This window comes from Pseudomonas sp. NBRC 111140 (assembly GCF_001320885.1).
Taxonomy (GTDB): Bacteria; Pseudomonadota; Gammaproteobacteria; order Pseudomonadales; family Pseudomonadaceae; genus Aquipseudomonas; species Aquipseudomonas putida_P.
The window spans coordinates 1-20,971 of the sequence record NZ_BCBQ01000096.1 but is presented as its reverse complement, the minus strand read 5'-3'; the positions used below and the strand labels follow the sequence as shown (position 1 = coordinate 20,971).

The window sequence follows — 20,971 nt, the reverse complement described above, 5'->3', positions numbered from 1 at the left end:
GCACGGTCACGCTGTCCAGTCGCTCACCGGCCTGGTTGGCGATCTGCATGCTGTCCTGGCTGTGGCGCTGGCTCTGGTCCATGGTGTCGACCGACTCGCGGGCACCGACCTGCAGCTCTTCGATCATGGTCTGCACCTGCTGCGCCGATTCCTGGGTGCGGTGCGCCAGGTTGCGCACTTCGTCGGCAACCACGGCAAAACCACGCCCGGCTTCACCGGCGCGGGCTGCTTCGATGGCGGCGTTCAGTGCCAGCAGGTTGGTCTGCTGGGAGATGCTGGTGATCACTTCGAGGATCTGGCCGATATTCACGGTCTTGCTGTTCAGCGTTTCGATGTGCTCGCTGGACGTGACGATCAGGTCGGACAGGCGGTTCATCGCAGCAATGTTGCGCTCGACCACTTGCTGGCCCTCTTCGGCCAGCAGGCGCGCGGAACTGGCGTGCTGCGAGGCTTGAGCAGCATTGCCGGCAATTTCCTGAGCGGCGGCGCCCAACTCGTTGATGGCGGCGGCGACACTGTTGGTGCGGTTGGACTGCTCGTCGGAGTTGGTCATCGATGAATTCGAAGCACTGATGACCCGCAGGGCCACTTCGTTGACCTGCTCGGTGGCAGAAGACACTTCGCGGATGCTGCTGTGAATACGCTCGACGAACCGGTTGAAGGCGTTGCCGAGGATGCCGAATTCGTCGTGGTTGTGGATGCGCAGGCGCTTGGTCAGGTCGCCTTCACCTTCGGCAATGTCTTCCATGGCGCGCGTCATGGTGTGCAGCGGCTGCATCAACACGCGAATCAGCAAACCGAGCAGGCCGATGATGATCACCACCGCCACTACCGTGGCGATCACCGCCGAGGTGCGGAAGGTGCTGAGCATCGAGAAGGCCTTGTCCTTGTCCACCGACAAACCGATGTACCAGTTGGCCGACGGCAAGCCGGTGATCGGGGTGAAGGTCAGCAGGCGGGCCTGGCCATCGCTCTGCACTTCGGTCAGCTCGCCTGTCAGTTTTGGCGTGTGCTGCGGGAACAGGTCTGACAGTGACTTCATCACCAGGTCTTTGTCCGGGTGCACCAGGATCTTGCCCTGGTCGTTGACCAGGAAGGCATAGCCCATGCCGCCGAAGTTCAGCGAGTTGATGATCTGCACCAGGCCGTCCAGGGCCAGGTCGCCACCAACCACGCCAACGCTGCTGGAGACCTTGCTGAGGATACCGATGACCATCTTGTTGGTGGTCATGTCGATGTACGGTTCGGTCAGGGTTGCGCCGCTGGCGCTCATGCCGTCCTTGTACCAGGGACGGGTACGTGGGTCATAGCCGTCGGGCATCTTCGCGTCGGGGCGCACGCTGAAACCGCCGTCGACCTTGCCCAGGTACACGGTAAGGAAGCTGGATATCAGCGCATTCTGGCCCATCAGGGTTTCGGCGTTGGTCGGGTCCTGGGCAATGTTCTGTGCCAGGTTCTCCACCAGTTTGATGCGGCCTTCGAACAGGTTGCGGATGTTGGTCGAAGTGGAGGTGCCCATTTCAGCCAGATAGTTTTCCAGGTCCTCGCGGATCGCATTACGCTGGAGGTAATCGTTGTAGAGGGTGAAAAGGCTGAAGGCAAGTATCACGATCAGTGATGCTGCCAAAAGAATCTTGTGGCTGAAACGAAGGCTTTTGTTCATGGCGTAATCGGTTCCGCTAAGGTTTTATATCAGGCGTTCGCACGAGTGGAGCGGTAGGCAGTGCAACATCCAGAAAAGTCCCTTTTCGGTTGTTCCTCTCTATTAAGGCGAATATCACCCACAGGTATCGGCCGAATTAAGCTAAAGCTTGAGCAGAGGATTAAAGAGATGTCGGAATTTTCGACCATCGTTGTAGGTGCTGGCCCGGATGGCCAGCCTGTCGGGCAAGCAATGCGCCTGGCCAACCGCCACGGTCTGGTGGCGGGCGCAACCGGTACAGGCAAGACCGTGACCCTGCAGCACCTGGCGGAAGTGTTCAGCGACGCCGGGGTGGCGGTGTTCGCCGCTGATGTCAAAGGTGACCTCTGCGGCCTGGGCGCAGCCGGTGCACCCCAGGGCAAGGTGGCCGAGCGCATCGCCGGCATGCCGTGGCTGGGGCATACGCCTCGGGCTTACCCGGTGAGCTTGTGGGACATTGCCGGGCAGTCCGGCCACCCGCTGCGCACCACCCTCAGTGAAATGGGGCCGCTGCTGCTGGGCAACTTGCTGGAACTGACCGACAGCCAGCAGGCGGCGCTGTATGCAGCCTTCAAGGTGGCTGACCGCGAAGGCCTGCTGCTGCTGGACCTCAAGGACCTCAAGGCTCTGCTTGCGCACCTGAAAGACAACCCGCAACTGCTCGGCGAAGACAGTGCGCTGATGACCACGGCCTCCACTCAGGCCTTGCTGCGCCGGCTCGCAACCCTTGAGCAGCAGGGAGCGGAGGCGCTGTTTGGTGAGCCGGCATTGCAGTTGGAGGACTTGCTGCGCCCGGACCCGGATGGCCGTGGCCGCATCCACTTGCTCGATGCCAGCCGGCTGGTGCACGAAGCACCCAAAGTGTATGCGACGTTCCTGTTGTGGCTGCTGGCCGAGTTGTTCGAGCAGTTGCCCGAGCGCGGCGATGCCGACAAGCCGGTGCTGGCACTGTTCTTCGATGAGGCGCACTTGCTGTTCAACGGCACGCCCAAGGCATTGCAGGACCGTCTTGAGCAAGTGGTGCGGCTCATCCGCTCCAAGGGCGTGGGGGTGTATTTCGTCACCCAGTCGCCAGGAGACTTGCCCGACGCGGTGCTGGCACAGCTAGGTTTGCGCATACAACATGGTCTGCGGGCGTTTACTGCCAAGGAGCAGAAGGCGCTGCGGGCTGTGGCCGATGGCTTCCGCCCCAATCCTGCGTTCGACACCCTGGCGGTGTTGACTGAGTTGGGGATTGGCGAGGCGCTGGTGGGCACGCTGGAAGAAAAGGGCACGCCGGCCATGGTGCAGCGGGTACTGGTTGCACCGCCGCAGTCACGTATAGGGCCGCTGAGTGCAGTTGAGCGCAGTGCGTTGGTTGCGGCCTCGCCGTTGGCGGGGCGCTATGACAAGCCTGTGGACCGTGAGTCGGCCTATGAGATGCTGACCCAGCGCAAGGGCGAGGCGGTGGAACCGGCGCCGCAACCGAAGGCGGATGAGGAGAGCTTTTCCGACAAGGCCGGTGAGTTCTTGCAGAGTGCGGCGGGGCAGGCGATCAAGTCGGCGGTACGCCAGGCGGCCAACCAGTTGGGGCGGCAGTTGGTACGCGGGTTGATGGGGTCGTTGCTCGGCGGCAAGAAAAAGTGATGACCTGCACCTGGCAGGCGACCTGCTCCTACTAAGTGCAGGAAAATAGCCATTAAAAAGGCGCCCTCGGGCGCCTTTTTCTATTGCGGTGTCCGTCAGCCAATGGCTTTGGACGCCAGCCAGAACAGGCCGGCCGCCAAGCCCATCGAGGCAGGCAGGGTCAGGATCCAGGCCAGCAGGATGGTCTTCACGGTGCCGCCTTGCAGGCCACTTTTGTTGGCGACCATGGTGCCGGCCACACCGGACGACAGCACATGGGTGGTCGATACCGGCAGGGCGAACACGTTGGCCATGCCGATGGCGCAGGCTGCGGTGATCTGTGCCGACATACCTTGGGCGTATGTCATGCCCTGTTTGCCGATCTTCTCGCCAACGGTCAACACCACACGCTTCCAGCCAACCATGGTGCCAAGGCCCAGGGCCAGGGCGACGGCCACGATTACCCAGAATGGGGCGTATTCGGTGGTGGCGGTGAGGTCTTTGCGCAGTTTCTCAAGGTCGGCCTTTTCACGGGCTTCCAGGCCTGGCAGTTTGCCAACCTTCTTCGCCGTGTCATCCAGGCACAGCAGGTAGCGACGCACTTCGACGCGCTTCTCGGCGTCCAGGCTGTGGTAGTCGGTCACGCCTTGCAACGAGGACTGCAGTGCGGCGATGGTCGGTTCGGTCTGCTGTGGGTTGCAGCTGAACTGCTCCGGCAGGTCGCTGGCCTTGGCCTTGCCCAGTGCCAGGAATTCGCCCAGGGTCGCGGCATTGCGCTGGTAGAACTGGCTCATGTGCAGGGTAGCGTCGCGGGTACGCTCGATCTGGTACGTGGTGCTGTTCAGGTCGAGGACGAACTTGGCCGGGACGATACCGATCAGTACCAGCATGATCAGGCCGATGCCTTTCTGGCCGTCGTTGGAGCCGTGCACGAAGCTTACACCCATGGCGGAAACCACCAGGACCAGGCGGTTCCAGAACGGCGGGTGCTTCTTGTCGTCGAGCTTGCGGCGCTGCTCGGGGGTTTTGTGCATCTTCGACAGCGGGCGCCACCATTTCAGGCCGATCAGCACCAGGGCGGCAACGGCGAAGCCGGCCATGGGCGAGACCACCAGCGACATGGCGATGTCGATCGCCTTTTGCCAGTTGACGCCGTCCCCCAGCGGGATGTCGTTGATCAGGGCGTTGGCCAGGCCGACGCCGAGAATGGAGCCGATCAGCGTGTGCGAGCTGGAGGCCGGGATGCCGAAGTACCAAGTGCCCAGGTTCCAGGTGATGGCCGCAGCCAGCAGCGAGAAGACCATGGCCAGGCCGTGTCCGGTGTTCACATTGATCAGCAGCTCTACCGGCAGCAGGTGCACGATGGCATAGGCCACCCCAACACCACCGAGCAGAACGCCAAGGAAGTTGAACACGCCGGAGAAGAACACGGCGAGGTGCGGCGGCATGGCTTTGGTATAGATGACAGTAGCTACCGCGTTGGCGGTGTCATGAAAGCCATTGATGAACTCGAAGGCGAGTACGAAGGTCAAGGCGAGCAGCAGGCTCACCAACACCCAGGCATCCAGTCCGCTGAATAAATCGATCATGAAGGTTGTCTGGCGGGTCATAGGGGGGCGGGATTATGCCAGAAAACCTTGGCAATCGATGCACCTGCTGCAGACCGATGGCAATCTTCATGGCGCACGCGAGCCGTGCTTGACGGGGACTATGGGTAGGTGAAAATCGGCTAAAAAGCACAAACGCTGGCGAAAAAAGACATAAAAGCGAAGAAAAATCCGCTTCGCCATTATTCAAACGGCCGTATGAAATTTGTGTAATTCCATTTCATCATCAGCCGGACAGTAAAAATCGACCGCGCCCGGGCTGGCCGGGCGACGACGCGCGGGCGTGGCTCCGAGCCTCAGGGATTGTCGCTGCGCAGTTCCTTTTCCATGCGTTCCAGTTCCTGGCTGAAGGACTGGTCACGCACGCTGGCACGTTTGCGCCAAGGTTTGCGTTCTGGATCCGGTTGTGCAGCGTAAGTGGTGACTTCGCCACCGTAAACATCCTTGTAACGTTCAGCCTGGCGCTCGAGTTCTGCGCGCAGTTCATCTTTCGTCACATGCAGTACCTGAATGAAGAGTAATGACTGTTGTTATGCATGGTGCACATGCCTTGCTGGCCGCAACGGCTTGATACAGCGGAAGGTTCCATTACCACGGTAGCGTGGGGGCCTGCGTAATCGATTATAGCAATCGATAATTTGCCGAACATCGTTATTTACCAAACCTGACATCAGCTGATGCAAGTACTGGGATGTGTTCGGAATCAGTTTGGACCTTTCGTACAAGTTTGAAAGGCATCACCGATAAAAGTTCGCTGCATTGCCGGAGCGCGGCTGTAATGAAAAACGGCCTCGCCGGAAGGCGAGGCCGTTGCCTGGGGACTTCTACGGTGGGTACCTGACCAGTCTCTCCAAAGAAGCCACAAGTGGCATGAGAAAGGTATAAGCAAAAGTGTCGGCGGTCAATTGCGATTATCGGCCGTTTGTTCGATAATCGCACGAACCGGCGTTTTTTTTGAGGTGTGCGATGAGTGACGAAACCCTGGGCAACGATTCCGGCAATCCGGAGGCAGCACGACCTGCTTCGGCTGCCATGGCGCCGCCGATCGTGGCCTCCCCGGCCAAGCGCATCCAGGCCTTTACCGGCGATCCGGACTTCATGACCTCCCTGGCGCGTGGCCTGGCCGTGATCCAGGCGTTCCAGGAGCGCAAACGCCACCTGACCATCGCCCAGATCAGCCACCGCACCGAAATCCCCCGCGCAGCGGTGCGCCGTTGCCTGCACACGTTGATCAAGCTCGGTTATGCCACCACAGACGGGCGTACCTATTCGCTGCTGCCCAAAGTGCTGACCCTGGGGCATGCGTACCTGTCGTCGACGCCGCTGGCGATTTCTGCCCAACCCTACCTGGACCGCATCAGCGATCAGTTGCATGAGGCGGCCAACATGGCCACCCTCGAAGGTGACGACATCCTTTATATAGCGCGTTCGGCCACGGTGGAGCGGCTGATTTCGGTCGACCTGTCGGTGGGCGGTCGCTTGCCGGCGTATTGCACGTCGATGGGGCGCATTCTGCTGGCGGCCATGGACGACACCAGCCTGCGTGAGTACCTGGACCGTGCCGACCTGAAGGCGCGCACCAGTCGGACGCTGAATGACCCAGAGTCATTGTTTGCCTGCATCCAGCAGGTACGCGCCCAAGGGTGGTGCGTGGTGGACCAGGAGCTGGAGCAGGGGTTGCGCTCGATTGCAGTGCCGGTTTACGACGCTTCGGGGCAAGTGTTGGCGGCATTGAACGTGAGTACCCATGTTGGCCGGGTGACGCGCAGCGAGCTGGAGCAGCGGTTCTTGCCGATTCTGCTGGCGGCCAGCCGCGACCTTTGCCATCAGTTGTTCGGGTGAGGCCGCAGGGGCCGCAAAGCGGCCCCAAAATAGAACAGGCAAAACCGTTTCTTGTGCGATAAACGCACAGTGTCGTTCAGGGTGAATTGCTTCACCTACGCCCGCTGATTAATGTTTCTCGCAGCGGTCGGCTTGCCGACCGAACAAGAAAAACATAAGAGGCACTTACCCATGAATACTGTCACCTCGCTGCTGCGGCCGCACCCGCACGCAGTACCGTTGTATCCAGGCTGACGCAGACCCTATTTCCAATCATCGCCCTCTTGCACCGGTTATTCGCGTGCAGTGGCCTTGCTGTGCCCCACATTCTGGATAACAACAATGAACCAAGCACAAACCAACGTCGGCAAAAGCCTCGACGTTCAGTCGTTCATCAATCAGCAGCCGCTGTCCCGCTATCAGTGGCGGGTCGTGCTGTTGTGCTTCCTGATCGTTTTTCTCGATGGCCTGGACACCGCCGCCATGGGTTTCATTGCCCCGGCCCTGTCGCAGGAGTGGGGGATCGATCGCGCCAGCCTCGGCCCGGTGATGAGTGCCGCATTGATCGGGATGGTGTTCGGCGCCTTGGGCTCCGGGCCGCTGGCTGACCGTTTCGGCCGCAAAGGCGTGCTGGTGGGTGCTGTGCTGGTGTTCGGTGGCTTCAGCCTGGCCTCGGCCTATGCCACCAACGTCGACCAACTGCTGGTGTTGCGCTTCCTGACAGGGCTGGGCCTGGGGGCAGGTATGCCCAATGCCACCACGTTGCTGTCCGAATACACCCCTGAACGCCTCAAGTCGTTGCTGGTGACCAGCATGTTCTGCGGTTTCAACCTGGGCATGGCGGGTGGTGGCTTCATCTCCGCCAAGCTGATCCCGGCCTACGGCTGGCACAGCCTGCTGGTGATCGGTGGCGTGTTGCCGTTGCTGCTGGCACTGGTGTTGATGCTCTGGCTGCCGGAGTCGGCGCGGTTCCTGGTAGTACGCAACCGAGGCACCGACAAGGTGCGCAAGACTTTGTCGCCGATTGCGCCGCACGTAGTGGCCGAGGCCGGCAGCTTCAGCGTGCCGGAACAAAAGGCGGTGGCTGCACGCAACGTGTTTGCGGTGATCTTCTCTGGCACCTATGGGCTGGGCACCGTGCTGCTGTGGCTGACCTATTTCATGGGCCTGGTGATCGTCTACCTGCTGACCAGTTGGCTACCCACCCTGATGCGTGACAGCGGCGCGAGCATGGAACAGGCCGCGTTCATCGGCGCGCTGTTCCAGTTCGGTGGCGTGCTCAGTGCAGTTGGCGTGGGTTGGGCCATGGACCGTTTCAACCCACACAAGGTGATCGGCATTTTCTACCTGCTGGCCGGGGTGTTCGCCTACGCCGTGGGGCAGAGCCTGGGCAACATCACCTTGCTGGCCACGCTGGTGCTGATCGCCGGCATGTGCGTGAACGGTGCACAGTCGGCGATGCCATCTTTGGCGGCACGCTTCTACCCCACCCAGGGCCGGGCCACCGGTGTATCGTGGATGCTGGGTATCGGCCGCTTTGGCGCGATTCTGGGGGCCTGGAGCGGCGCGACGCTGCTGGGCCTGGGCTGGAACTTCGAGCAAGTGCTGACCGCACTGTTGGTGCCGGCGGCGCTGGCGGCCGTGGGTGTGATCGTGAAGGGCCTGGTGAGTCACGCGGACGCGACGTGATCAGCGGTGGGCCGCTATGCGGCCCATTCGCAGCAACGGCTCGATGCTTAGGCAAGCAACAAATGGTTCGATAATCGCACATATAGTCGATTATCGAATTGAAAGCTACCTGCCAGTCTCCTTAATCTGGGGCCACCGAAGCACCCTGACCAGGAGCCTCCAAATGCCACGTGCAGACCATTTCCGAACCCACCCAAGTCGAGCTGTCCACCCTGTGTGACCTCGAAGCCCGTACCGCCGCAGCCCATGGCCAAGTGGCAGGAGAAAGCCTGATGCACGACGTATTCATCTGTGACGCCATCCGCACCCCGATCGGCCGCTTCGGCGGCGCCCTGGCCAGCGTGCGGGCCGATGACCTGGCCGCCGTGCCGCTGAAGGCGCTGATCGAGCGCAACCCCGGCGTGCAGTGGGACCAGGTGGACGAGGTGTTCTTCGGCTGCGCCAACCAGGCAGGTGAAGACAACCGCAACGTGGCACGCATGGCGCTGCTGCTGGCCGGCCTGCCGGACAGCATCCCCGGCGTCACCCTGAACCGCCTGTGCGCATCGGGCATGGATGCCATCGGCACCGCCTTCCGCGCCATTGCCAGTGGCGAAATGGAGCTGGTGATTGCCGGTGGTGTCGAGTCGATGTCGCGCGCCCCGTTCGTCATGGGCAAAGCCGAAAGCGGTTATTCGCGCAACATGAAGCTGGAAGACACCACCATCGGCTGGCGCTTCATCAACCCACTGATGAAGCACCAGTACGGCGTGGATTCCATGCCGGAGACCGCCGACAACGTGGCCGACGACTATCAGGTTTCGCGTGCTGACCAGGACGCTTTCGCCCTGCGCAGCCAGCAGAAAGCTGCAGCCGCCCAAGCGGCGGGCTACTTCGCCGAAGAGATCGTGCCGGTGCGCATTGCGCACAAGAAGGGTGAAACCATCGTTGAGCGTGACGAGCACCTGCGCCCGGAAACCACGCTGGAAGCGCTGACCAAGCTCAAGCCGGTCAATGGCCCTGACAAGACGGTCACCGCTGGCAACGCCTCGGGTGTGAACGACGGTGCGGCGGCGCTGATCCTGGCGTCGGCCGCAGCGGTGAAGAAACACGGCCTGACCCCACGTGCCCGCGTGTTGGGCATGGCCAGTGGCGGCGTTGCGCCACGTGTCATGGGCATTGGCCCGGTGCCGGCGGTGCGCAAGTTGACCGAGCGCCTGGGTGTGGCGGTCAGTGATTTCGATGTGATCGAGCTTAACGAAGCGTTTGCCAGCCAAGGCCTGGCGGTGTTGCGTGAGCTGGGTGTGGCCGACGACGCGCCGCAGGTGAACCCTAACGGCGGCGCGATCGCCCTGGGTCACCCGCTGGGCATGAGCGGTGCGCGCCTGGTGCTGACTGCACTGCATCAGTTGGAGAGGAGTGGTGGGCGCAAGGGCCTGGCAACCATGTGTGTGGGTGTCGGTCAGGGCCTGGCACTGGCCATCGAGCGGGTTTGACCTGTACCGGCCTCTTCGCGGGCAAGCCCGCTCCCACAGGTGGAACCACGCCTCCTACTGTGGGAGCGGGCTTGCCCGCGAAGAGGCCGGACCTGTTAGACACAAGGCCAATTGCCAGCCTGATAGCGGAACGAGTGTGTTACCAGGTATGTCTAGACTTACCTAGGACCCTCCAGGAGTAAAACCGTCATGACCTCAACCTATTACACCGGCGAAGAACGCAGCAAGCGCATCTTCGCCATTGTCGGTGCCTCATCAGGCAACCTGGTGGAATGGTTCGACTTCTACGTCTACGCCTTTTGCGCGATCTACTTCGCCCCGGCCTTCTTCCCCTCCGATGACCCTACCGTGCAGCTGTTGAACACGGCAGGCGTGTTCGCTGCAGGCTTTTTGATGCGCCCCATCGGTGGCTGGATCTTCGGCCGTCTCGCTGACCGCCACGGTCGCAAGAATTCCTTGATGATCTCGGTGCTGATGATGTGTTTCGGCTCCTTGATGATCGCTTGCCTGCCTACCTATGCCAGCATCGGCACCTGGGCCCCGGCGCTGCTGTTGCTGGCCCGCCTGATCCAGGGCCTGTCGGTGGGTGGCGAATACGGCACCACCGCCACCTACATGAGTGAAGTGGCCCTGCGCGGCCAGCGCGGTTTCTTTGCTTCGTTCCAGTACGTCACCCTGATTGGCGGCCAGTTGCTGGCGGTGCTGGTGGTGGTGATCCTGCAACAACTGCTGACTGAAGATGAACTGCGGGCCTGGGGCTGGCGCATCCCATTCGTGGTGGGCGCCATCGCCGCGCTGATCTCGCTGATGCTGCGCCGCTCGCTGCACGAGACCAGCAGCGCCGAAACCCGTAATGACAAGGATGCAGGTTCGATTGGTGGCCTGTTCCGCAACCACGCAGCGGCGTTCATCACGGTGCTGGGTTACACCGCTGGCGGCTCGTTGATCTTCTACACCTTCACCACCTACATGCAGAAGTACCTGGTCAACACTGCAGGCATGACGGCGAAAAACGCCAGCTACGTGATGACCGGTGCGCTGTTCCTGTTCATGGTGCTGCAGCCGTTCTTCGGCATGTTGTCGGACCGCATCGGTCGGCGCAACTCGATGCTGCTGTTCGGCGCTTTGGGTACCCTGTTCACCGTGCCATTGCTGATGGCGCTGAAAACCGTGACCAGCCCGTTCATGGCCTTCGTTCTGATCAGCCTGGCCTTGTGTATCGTCAGTTTCTACACCTCCATCAGCGGCCTGGTGAAGGCCGAGATGTTCCCGCCGCAAGTACGCGCGCTGGGTGTGGGCCTGGCCTATGCGGTGGCCAACGCGGCATTCGGCGGTTCGGCCGAGTACGTGGCCTTGGGCCTGAAAACCCTGGGCATGGAAAACACCTTCTACTGGTACGTGACGGCGATGATGGCGATTGCCTTCCTGTTCAGCCTGCGCCTGCCGAAGCAGGCGGCGTACCTGCACCATGATGATTAAGGACGCTGCATGAGCAACCAACTGTTCGACGCCTACTTCACCGCGCCGGCCATGCGCGAGGTTTTTTCCGACCGTGGCCGGCTGCAGGGCATGCTCGATTTCGAAGCCGCGCTGGCCCATGCCGAGGCCGCTGCCGGGCTGGTCCCGCACAGCGCTGTGGCGGCCATCGAGGCGGCGTGCCAGGCCGAGCGCTATGACGTTGGCGCGCTGGCCAATGCCATCGCCACCGCTGGTAACTCAGCGATCCCGCTGGTGAAGGCGTTGGGCAAGGTGATTGCCACGGGCGTGCCTGAAGCCGAGCGCTATGTGCACCTGGGGGCTACCAGCCAGGACGCGATGGACACCGGTCTTGTGTTGCAGTTGCGCGATGCCCTCGATTTGATCGAAGCCGACCTTGGCAAACTGGCCGACACCCTGTCGCAGCAGGCCTTGAAGCATGCCGATACGCCATTGGTGGGCCGCACCTGGCTGCAGCACGCCACCCCTGTGACCCTGGGCATGAAACTGGCCGGTGTGTTGGGCGCCTTGACCCGCCACCGTCAGCGCCTGCGGGAACTTCGTCCGCGCCTGCTGGTGCTGCAGTTCGGCGGTGCCTCGGGCAGCCTGGCGGCACTGGGCAGCAAGGCGATGCCGGTGGCTGAAGCGCTGGCCGAGCAACTCAAGCTGACCCTGCCCGAGCAACCCTGGCACACCCAGCGCGACCGCCTGGTGGAATTTGCCTCGGTACTGGGCCTGGTTGCCGGCAGCCTGGGCAAGTTCGGCCGCGATATCAGCCTGCTGATGCAAACCGAGGCGGGGGAGGTGTTCGAACCTTCCGCACCAGGCAAGGGCGGTTCTTCGACCATGCCGCACAAGCGCAACCCGGTCGGTGCCGCGGTGTTGATCGGTGCTGCCACTCGCGTGCCGGGCCTGCTGTCGACGCTGTTCGCCGCCATGCCCCAGGAGCACGAGCGCAGCCTCGGCCTGTGGCATGCCGAATGGGAAACCCTGCCGGATATCTGCTGCCTGGTCTCTGGCGCCCTGCGCCAGGCCCAGGTGATTGCCGAGGGCATGGAGGTGGATGCCGTGCGCATGCGCCACAACCTCGATCTGACCCAAGGCCTGGTGCTGGCCGAAGCGGTGAGCATCGTCCTCGCCCAACGCCTGGGCCGTGACCGTGCTCACCACCTGTTGGAACAATGCTGCCAGCGCGCGGTGGCTGAACAGCGCCACCTGCGTGCTGTGCTGGGTGACGAGCCGCAGGTCAGCGCCGAGCTGTCTGGCGAAGAACTCGATCGCCTGCTCGACCCTGCCCATTACCTGGGCCAGGCCCGCGTCTGGGTGGCGCGCGCCGTATCCGAACATCAACATTTCACTGCCTGAAGGAGACTGCTGTGGCGCATTTGCAACTGGCCGATGGCGTTTTGAACTACCAGATCGATGGCCCGGACAACGCCCCGGTGCTGGTATTGTCCAACTCGCTGGGTACCGACCTGGGCATGTGGGACACCCAGATTCCGCTGTGGAGCCAGCACTTCCGTGTGCTGCGCTACGACACCCGTGGCCATGGCGCATCGCTGGTCACCGAAGGCCCTTACAGCATCGAACAGCTGGGCCGTGACGTGCTGGCCCTGCTCGATGGCCTGGACATCCAGAAAGCGCACTTCGTCGGCCTGTCGATGGGGGGGCTAATCGGCCAGTGGCTGGGCATCAACGCCGGCGAGCGCCTGCACAGCCTGACCCTGTGCAACACCGCCGCCAAGATCGCCAATGACGAGGTGTGGAACACCCGTATCGACACTGTGCTCAAAGGTGGCCAGCAGGCCATGGTCGATCTGCGCGATGGTTCCATCGCCCGTTGGTTCACCCCAGGCTTTGCCCAGGCCCAGCCAGAGCAAGCCCAGCGCATTTGCCAGATGCTGGCGCAAACCAGCCCGCAGGGCTATGCCGGTAACTGCGCAGCAGTGCGTGACGCCGATTACCGTGAGCAACTGGGCCGCATCCAGGTGCCTGCACTGATCGTTGCCGGCACCGAAGACGTGGTCACCACCCCTGAACACGGCCGCTTCATGCAGGCCGGTATCCAAGGTGCCGAGTACGTCGACTTCCCGGCAGCGCACCTGTCCAACGTCGAAATTGGTGAGGCGTTCAGCCGCCGCGTGCTCGACTTCCTGCTGGCTCACTGAGGACAACGCCATGGATGAAAAACAACGTTACGACGCCGGCATGCAAGTGCGCCGTGCGGTGCTTGGCGATGCCCATGTGGACCGCAGCCTGGAGAAGCTCAACGACTTCAACGGCGAATTCCAGGAAATGATCACCCGCCACGCCTGGGGTGATATCTGGACCCGCCCAGGCCTGCCGCGCCATACCCGTAGCCTGATCACCATCGCCATGCTGATCGGCATGAACCGCAACGACGAGCTGAAGCTGCACCTGCGGGCGGCGGCCAACAACGGCGTGACCCGCGACGAGATCAAGGAAGTGCTGATGCAGAGCGCGATTTACTGCGGCATTCCGGCAGCCAATGCCACCTTCCACATGGCTGAGTCGGTGTGGGACGAGCTGGGTGTAGAGTCGCGTAGCTGAGTGCTACGCGGTCGCTCCTACACAGACCGCATCACAACAGGGCCTGCGTTGTTTTCTACGGCCTGTTTCAGGGCCGGGCACAGGCCCAGCATGAACGCGGCTTCTGCCACCACGAACAGCGGCCCGATGATCAAGCCGCTGACATCGTCGACGAAGGCCGGTTTGCGGCCTTCATAGTAGTGGCCGACGAACTGGATGATCCAACCCACCACGAATGCCCCTAGCCCGGCGCTGAGCCACAGTGCAGTCGTTTGCACTGCCAGCACCTGCCCGACCCACAGACATAGCCCCAGCAATGCACCCATCACCAGGCCGAAGCGCAGGTCCAGGCGCAGGTAGAACCATACCGATGCCGCCGCTGCCAGCAGGGCAGGGGAAAGCCACATGCCGGCAAATTCCCAGCCTGGGCGTGAAAGCAGGATGGTGACCGCCAGCACGATCAAAGGGATACCGATGAAGTGAGTGATGATGTTGCGTGGGTCGCGATGGTAGCTGGCGTACTGGCTCAGGTGGTCGACGAGGGTTTTCATTGTTATGCCTCCCTGGTTTGCCTGATCGGGGTGTATTGCCTGTACCCGCGAAGAGGCCGGTACAGGCAACCGATATAGCTCAGGATAGCCTGCGGCTACCACCATCATCAGCTCAGCGAATGGCAGCAGCCCGTACAGGCGTATCCAGCCCCACCAGTGTCTCGATCATCGCCCGCGCCGCTGGCGACAGACGGTAGCCACTGCGGCTGACCACGCCACAGCGAACGCTCAACACTTCCAGCGCCGGCGGCAGGTTGCGCCAGTGCAGGCGCACCAGGCTTCCGTTGGCCAGGTCATCGGCCACGGCCTCTTCACTGGCAGTGCCGATAGCATCGCTGGCCTGCACCACGCTGCGCAGTATGGCCAGGTGCTCGGTTTGCAGGTGCGGCGTGAAGTCGCTTCGCCCACTGAGGTTGGCCAGGCGTTTGCGTACACCGGGGTCAAGCAAAGCGCTGGCCAGCGGGTAGCTGAACAGGTCGTTGGTCGACAGGCTGTCCTTGGCCAGCAACGGGTGGCCAGGGCGGCAGAAGAAAAGGCCGGGGCGGGGTGACAAGGCTTCGGTGTGGAAGTTGGGGTCGGCTTCGAACGGGCGGATATCGTCGACGAAAAACTCGATCTGTTCACGGCGCAGGGCCTGACCCAGACGTTCGGTATTGTCCACCAGCAGCGAGGTGCGGATGCCTGGGTGGCGTTCGATGAAGTGGTGCAAGGCATCGGGCACCAGGCGCACGGCCAGCGCCGGGCCACTGCCGAAGTGCAGTTCGCCGGCGTCGAGCTTGGTCATTTGCAGCACTTCGTTGCTCAACTGCGCAGCCCCCTGTACCAGGCGCCGGGCATGTTGCAGCACCACAAGGCCTTCCGGGGTGGGCGGCAGGGCTTTGCTGGCGCGGTCGACCAGTGGGCAGCCGAACGTGTGTTCCAGGCCCTGGATGGCGCGGCTGAAGGCGGGTTGGGTGATGCCCATGGCCTCGGCGGCCCGAACGAAACTGCGGTATTCGGTGAGGGCAATGAAGTAGCGCAGCTGGCGGAGGTCCATGTCACGGCTCTGGGGCGGGGATCAGGGCTCTATTCAAGCGGTTACAGCTTATATCGTCAAAGAAGCTTTAAGGATTTGTTTATTTCTTTTGGTTATTTTGTTGTATCTCCGGCCTCTTCGCGAGTTCCTCGCGAAGAGGCCAGCAGATTCAAAGCAGATTCAGCGGGTAACTCACGATCAGGCGGTTCTCATCGAACGCATTGGTGCTGAAGTCCCGGCGCATGGTGGAGTTGCGCCATTTCACCGACAGGTCCTTGAAGCTGCCCGACTGCACCACATAGGCCAGCTCGGTTTCCCGTGCCCATTCCTTGCCATCGTCCACGTTGCCAACGGTCACGTTGTCACCCTTGATGTAGCGGTTCATCAGGGTCAGGCCGGGTACGCCGACGGTGGCGAAGTTGAAGTCATGGCGAACCTGCCAGGAGCGCTCCTTGGCATTGTCGAAGCTCGAGTTGTAGCTGTCGTTGGCCAGGGTGCCGCCACTGGTGCCATTGACCCGCATCCAGGCATCGTCGCCGCTCACCTTCTGCAGCCCGACATAGAAGGTATGGCCTTGGTAGCGTGCCGAAAGCAGGGCGGAAGCGGTGCGGTTGTCCAGCTTGCCGGCACGTTCGCCGCCGTCTTCCTTGCCGATGAAGTAGCCCAGGTTGGCGCCCAGGGTCCAGTCGCCCAGCGGCTGGCTGTGCGTCAGGTTGAGGTACTGCTGGCGGTAGATGTCCTTGAGCTGGGCGTCCCACAGGCCAATCATGGTGCGCTTGTCGTTGAAGGTGTACTCACCGCCGCCGAAGTTGAATCGGTCGGAGGTGAACGCGGCTTTGCCGTTCAGCGACATGTCTTCCATGCTGGCGTCATTGCGCGGGCTGTTGCCGCGGAACTGGCCGGCGTACAGGGTCAGGCCGGCGATTTCCTTGGAGGTCAGCTGGCCACCGCGGAAGGTTTGCGGCAGCGAACGGCCATCGTCCGAGCGCAGGATCGGTAGTACCGGCATCCATTCGCCGACTTTCAGTTCGGTTTCGGACAGCTTGGCTTTCAGTGCTACACCCAACCGGCCAAAGTCATCGGCAGGGCGACCGTCGTCATGCACGGGCAGCAGGTGAGTGTTGGTGGTGCCTTTGCCACCGTCGAGCTTGACCGAATACAGGCCCAGGACGTCCACGCCGAAACCGACGGTGCCCTGGGTAAACCCGGAACGGGCGTCGAGGATGAAGCTTTGCGTCCATTCCTCGGCCTTGCCCTGCGGATGGGCCGGGTCGACGAAGTTGCGGTTGATGTAGAAGTTGCGCAGGTTGAGGGTGGCCTTGGCATCCTCCATGAATCCACCTTCGTTGGCGGCGAACACGGGGAGGGCGCAGGACATGGCCAACAGGCCGGGCAGCAGCTGGCGTGCGGGTTGCAAAGTGCTCATCTGTCGTGGATCTCTTGTTTTTATGGGGCGAGCCGGTGCACTGCTGGATCGAGCCGGCAGGTGCGGGTCTTTAGTGATGAACTTGGGCAACGTTGCGTGGGGGGATGGTGCGGGGTTGGGCGGGGGTGAGGCAATTCGCCGCAAACGGAACGGGGCGATAATCGAACGGAATGTTCCGGTTGGTTAATTCTTTCTGTACCGACGAATAAAAAGCCCACCGTGAAGGTGGGCTTGACGTTGCTGCGAACTCAATCAGCCTTTCGGTGCATCCACCGACGCCTGCTGGTTGGCCTGCCCGGTCTGCTCGTACCAGCCACCGCCGAGCGCCTTGTACAGGTTGACCTCGCTGGTCAGCTGCGAAAGACGGTCGCCGATCAGTGCCTGTTGGGCGCTGAACAGGTTGCGCTGGGCGTCGAGGAAGGTCAGGTTGCTGTCGATCCCGATGCGATAACGGCGTTCGGCCAGGCGGTAGTAATCCTGGTTCGCCTGCACCAGGTCGCGCTGGGCCTGCAGCTGCTCTTCGAAGGTCTTGCGCGCCGCCAGGCCATCGGAGACTTCCTGGAAGGCGGTCTGGATGGTTTTTTCGTACTTGGCGACGTTGATGTCCTTCTGGATCTTCGAATAATCCAGGCTGGCCTTCAGGCTGCCGGCGTTGAAGATCGGCAGGTTGATCTGCGGCTGGAACAGCCAGGTGCCCTGGCCGCCTGCGAACAGGTGGCCCATGTCGGGGCTCAGGCTGCCCGCGTTGGCGGTCAGGCTGATGCTCGGGAAGAACGCTGCGCGGGCCGCGCCAATGTTGGCATTGGCGGCCTTGAGCAGGTGCTCGGCTTCCTGGATGTCCGGGCGGCGCTGGAGGATATCCGACGGCAGGCCGGCCGGCACTTCGGCCAACTGGTCGGCATTGAGCTCCAGCGGCTTGGCCAGGTCGGCTGGAATGCCGGTGCCCAGCAGCACGGTCAGGCTGTTGACGTCCTGGGCGACCAGGCGCTGATACTGCGAGTACTTGACCCGGGCGCCTTCCACGGCGGTGCGTGCCTGGCTGACGTCGAGTGCAGAAGCGACGCCGACTTCATTGCTGCGACGGGTGAGGTTGTAGCTTTCCTCGTAGGTCTTCAGCGTTTCTTCGGTCAGCTTGAACAGGGCCTGGTCGGCCTGCCAGGTGTAGTAGGCATTGGCCACGCTGGCCACCAGGGCGATTTGCGTGGAACGACGCGCCTGCTCGCTGGACAGATAGGTTTCCAAGGCTTGCTCGGTCAGGCTGCGCACGCGGCCGAACAGGTCCAGCTCGTAGGCGCTGACACCCAGGGTTGCCGAATACTGGCTGGTGATGCCAGATTCACCGGTTTGCGACATGTTCGCCGGGACGCGCTGGCGGCTGCCGCTGCCGGTGGCCGAAACCGCCGGGAACAGGTCGGCACGCTGAATGCGGTACTGCGCGCGGTAGGCGTCCAGGTTCAGCGCCGCGACGCGCAGGTCGCGGTTGTTCACCAGCGAGGTCTGGATCAGCTGTTGCAGCGCCGGATCGTGGAAGAACTGGCGCCAGCCCTGTTCGGCGGCGGCAACATCCGCCGATTGCGTTGGCGAGTACGCAGGGCCTTGCGGCCACTGCGCAGCCACCGGCGCTTCCGGGGTCTGGTAGTCAGGGATCAGCGAGCAGCCGCCAAGAATGAAAGCGGTTACCGCCAGGGACAACAAAGACTTGGTCATTGCCCAGCCTCATAACGTGGAGTTTCAGGGGTGACGTCTTTTTCCGGCTCTTTGCTGCCGAACAGCGACGACACTGCGACGAAGAACAGCGGTACCCAGAAGATAGCCAGTACGGTCGCACTGATCATGCCGCCGATCACACCCGTACCGATGGCGTGCTGGCTGCCGGCGCCGGCGCCGCTGGCGATGGTCAACGGTACCACGCCAAGGATGAACGCCAGCGAGGTCATGATGATCGGGCGCAGACGCATGCGGCACGCCTCGATCGCCGCGTCGTACAGGCTGCGGCCTTGCTCGTGCAGTTCCTTGGCGAACTCGACGATCAGAATGGCGTTTTTCGCCGCCAGGCCGATGGTGGTCAACAGGCCGACCAGGAAGTACACGTCGTTGGACAAGCCGCGCAGACTGGTGGCGATCAGTGCACCGATGATACCCAGCGGTACTACCAGTACCACGGCGATCGGGATCGACCAGCTTTCGTACAGGGCTGCCAGGCACAGGAACACGAACAGTACCGAGAGGGCGAACAGCGCCGGCATCTGCGAACCGGAGAGCTTTTCCTCGTAGGACATGCCGGTCCAGGAGAAGCCTACGCCGCTTGGCAGTTCGCCAGCGATGCGCTCGACCTCGGCCATGGCTTCACCGGTACTGTAGCCCGGCGCCGGCGCACCGAGGATTTCCATCGCCTCGACGCCGTTGTAACGCGACAGTTTCGGCGAGCCGTAGGTCCATTCGCCTTTGGCGAAGGAGGAGAACGGCACCATCTCGCCTTTGCCGTTGCGCACGTACCACTTCTGCAGGTCTTCAGGGCTCATTCGGGCGTTGGGTTCGCCCTGGATGTACACCTTCTTGACTCGGCCACGGTCGATGAAGTCGTTGACGTAGCTGGCACCCAGGGCAATCGACAGGGTGTTGTTGATGTCGGCAATGGTCACGCCCAGGGCGCTGGCACGCTCGTCATCGATGGTCAACTGGTACTGCGGTTCATCGTTCAGGCCGTTAGGGCGCACAGCGCTGAGGATCTTGCTCTGCGCGGCCTTGGCCAGGAACTGGTTGCGCGCTTCCATCAACTTCTCGTGGCCGACACCACCGCGGTCCTGCAGGAACACGTCGAAACCGGTGGCGTTACCCAGTTCGAGTACCGCAGGTGGGGCGAAGGCGAACACCATTGCATCACGGAAGGTGAAGAAGTGCTGCTGGGCACGCTGAGCCAGGGCGAACACGCTGTTCTCCTTGGAACGTTCATCCCAGGGTTTGAGCATGATGAATGCCATGCCCGAACTCTGCCCGCGACCGGCAAAGTTGAAGCCGTTGACGGTGAACACGGACGCTACGGTGTCGGCTTCATCCTTCAACAGATACTCACGCATCTGGTCGACCACCACCTGGGTGCGCTCGGCACTGGAGCCTGCCGGGGTTTGCACCTGGGCGAACAGCACGCCCTGGTCTTCCTCGGGCAGGAACGCGGTTGGGATGCGAGCGAACAGCCAGATCATGCCGACCACGATCAGCGCATAGGCCAGCAGGAACGGCACCTTGTTGCGCAGGATAGTGCCCACGCTGCGCTCGTAGCCGTTCACGCTGCGGTCGAAGTTGCGGTTGAACCAACCGAAGAAGCCGCCTTTGGCAGTGTGGTGCTCGCCCTTCTTCAGCGGCTTGAGCATGGTGGCGCAAAGCGCCGGGGTGAAGATAAGCGCAACCAGCACCGACAGGCCCATGGCCGAGACGATGGTGATGGAGAACTGCCGGTAGATCACACCCGTGGAACCGCCGAAGAACGCCATCGGCAGCAGTACGGCCGACAGCACCAGGGCGATACCCACCAGGGCACCCTGGATCTGTTCCATCGAACGCTTGGTGGCTTCCTTGGGCGGCAAGCCTTCCTCGGACATCACCCGCTCGACGTTTTCCACCACGACGATGGCGTCGTCCACCAGCAAACCGATGGCCAGGACCATGGCGAACATGGTCAGGGTGTTGATGCTGAAGCCCGCGGCGGCAAGGATGCCGAAGGTACCCAGTAACACCACCGGTACGGTCATGGTGGTGATGATGGTGGCGCGGAAGTTCTGCAGGAACAGGTACATCACCAGGAACACCAGGACCACGGCTTCGATCAGGGTGTGGATCACGCCGCTGATCGATTCGGTGACCACCGGAGTGGTGTCATACGGGAATACCGCTTTCACCCCAGGCGGGAAGAACGGTTCCAGGCCTTTGATGGTCTCGCGCAGTGCCTTGGCGGTGTCCAGGGCGTTGGCGCCGGTAGCCAGTTTTACTGCCAGGCCGGAAGCCGGCTTGCCGTTGAACTGAGCGCTGACCGCGTAGTTTTCACCCCCCAGGCCTACCTGGGCGACATCACCCAGAC

16 protein-coding genes and 1 pseudogene are annotated in these 20,971 nt (G+C 62.2%); 8 read left to right on the top strand and 9 right to left on the bottom strand.

The window, feature by feature from the left end; translation table 11 throughout:
- Window positions 1–553: methyl-accepting chemotaxis protein (locus APH42_RS30925; RefSeq protein WP_374701063.1), on the bottom strand; the 553-nt coding region annotated here is incomplete at its 3' end.
- A gap of 141 nt (window positions 554–694) precedes the next feature.
- Window positions 695–1,519: pseudogene (locus APH42_RS30920) on the bottom strand (cache domain-containing protein); the annotation flags it as partial.
- Between the two features lie 312 nt (window positions 1,520–1,831).
- Here APH42_RS30920 and APH42_RS24120 point away from each other — a divergent pair.
- Window positions 1,832–3,307, top strand: coding sequence for a helicase HerA-like domain-containing protein (locus tag APH42_RS24120; protein ID WP_060494382.1), 1,476 nt, complete (start codon window positions 1,832–1,834; stop codon window positions 3,305–3,307).
- 95 nt (window positions 3,308–3,402) lie between these two features.
- Here the strand turns inward: APH42_RS24120 and APH42_RS24115 are convergent, their stop codons facing one another.
- Both APH42_RS24115 and APH42_RS24110 read right to left on the bottom strand, forming a co-directional pair.
- Complete coding sequence (locus APH42_RS24115) at window positions 3,403–4,875, bottom strand: inorganic phosphate transporter (protein ID WP_041166780.1); 1,473 nt, start codon at window positions 4,873–4,875, stop codon at window positions 3,403–3,405.
- Between the two features lie 314 nt (window positions 4,876–5,189).
- Window positions 5,190–5,390: a hypothetical protein gene (locus tag APH42_RS24110; protein WP_012273990.1), complete on the bottom strand. Its 201-nt coding sequence runs from the start codon at window positions 5,388–5,390 to the stop codon at window positions 5,190–5,192.
- Window positions 5,391–5,859: 469 nt separating this feature from the next.
- Here APH42_RS24110 and pcaR point away from each other — a divergent pair, with 469 nt between their 5' ends.
- The 7 genes from pcaR to pcaC all read left to right on the top strand — a co-directional run bounded on the left by pcaR (window position 5,860) and on the right by pcaC (window position 13,925).
- Window positions 5,860–6,735 (top strand): pca regulon transcriptional regulator PcaR, encoded by an 876-nt coding sequence (pcaR, locus tag APH42_RS24105; RefSeq protein WP_012273989.1) that lies wholly within the window; start codon window positions 5,860–5,862, stop codon window positions 6,733–6,735.
- Between the two features lie 321 nt (window positions 6,736–7,056).
- Window positions 7,057–8,403 carry an MFS transporter gene (locus APH42_RS24100; protein ID WP_012273988.1) on the top strand — a complete coding sequence of 449 codons (1,347 nt, stop codon included), beginning with the start codon at window positions 7,057–7,059 and terminating at the stop codon, window positions 8,401–8,403.
- Between the two features lie 269 nt (window positions 8,404–8,672).
- Window positions 8,673–9,878, top strand: a complete 1,206-nt coding sequence (pcaF, locus tag APH42_RS24095; protein ID WP_171577222.1) for a 3-oxoadipyl-CoA thiolase — start codon at window positions 8,673–8,675, stop codon at window positions 9,876–9,878.
- Window positions 9,879–10,067: 189 nt separating this feature from the next.
- Window positions 10,068–11,357: an MFS family transporter gene (locus APH42_RS24090; RefSeq protein WP_012273986.1), complete on the top strand. Its 1,290-nt coding sequence runs from the start codon at window positions 10,068–10,070 to the stop codon at window positions 11,355–11,357.
- 9 nt (window positions 11,358–11,366) lie between these two features.
- Window positions 11,367–12,719 carry a 3-carboxy-cis,cis-muconate cycloisomerase gene (locus APH42_RS24085; RefSeq protein ID WP_060494381.1) on the top strand — a complete coding sequence of 451 codons (1,353 nt, stop codon included), beginning with the start codon at window positions 11,367–11,369 and terminating at the stop codon, window positions 12,717–12,719.
- Between the two features lie 11 nt (window positions 12,720–12,730).
- Window positions 12,731–13,522, top strand: a complete 792-nt coding sequence (pcaD, locus tag APH42_RS24080; RefSeq protein ID WP_012273984.1) for a 3-oxoadipate enol-lactonase — start codon at window positions 12,731–12,733, stop codon at window positions 13,520–13,522.
- Between the two features lie 10 nt (window positions 13,523–13,532).
- Window positions 13,533–13,925, top strand: coding sequence for a 4-carboxymuconolactone decarboxylase (gene pcaC, locus APH42_RS24075; protein WP_012273983.1), 393 nt, complete (start codon window positions 13,533–13,535; stop codon window positions 13,923–13,925).
- A gap of 17 nt (window positions 13,926–13,942) precedes the next feature.
- Here the strand turns inward: pcaC and APH42_RS24070 are convergent, their stop codons facing one another.
- The 5 genes from APH42_RS24070 to ttgB all read right to left on the bottom strand — a co-directional run.
- A complete protein-coding gene (locus APH42_RS24070; RefSeq protein ID WP_060494380.1) occupies window positions 13,943–14,455 on the bottom strand; it encodes a DUF962 domain-containing protein in 513 nt (170 codons plus the stop codon).
- A 112-nt stretch (window positions 14,456–14,567) separates the two neighbouring features.
- Entirely contained in the window at window positions 14,568–15,491 is a 924-nt protein-coding gene (locus tag APH42_RS24065; RefSeq protein WP_060494379.1) for a LysR family transcriptional regulator, read from the bottom strand.
- 148 nt (window positions 15,492–15,639) lie between these two features.
- Window positions 15,640–16,896, bottom strand: coding sequence for an OprD family porin (locus tag APH42_RS24060; protein WP_012273980.1), 1,257 nt, complete (start codon window positions 16,894–16,896; stop codon window positions 15,640–15,642).
- A 252-nt stretch (window positions 16,897–17,148) separates the two neighbouring features.
- Complete coding sequence (locus tag APH42_RS24055) at window positions 17,149–18,603, bottom strand: AdeC/AdeK/OprM family multidrug efflux complex outer membrane factor (protein WP_012273979.1); 1,455 nt, start codon at window positions 18,601–18,603, stop codon at window positions 17,149–17,151.
- On the bottom strand, window positions 18,600–20,971 hold a 2,372-nt coding region (gene ttgB, locus APH42_RS24050), incomplete at its 5' end, for a multidrug efflux RND transporter permease subunit TtgB (RefSeq protein ID WP_060494378.1). The genes APH42_RS24055 and ttgB, both read right to left, overlap by 4 nt.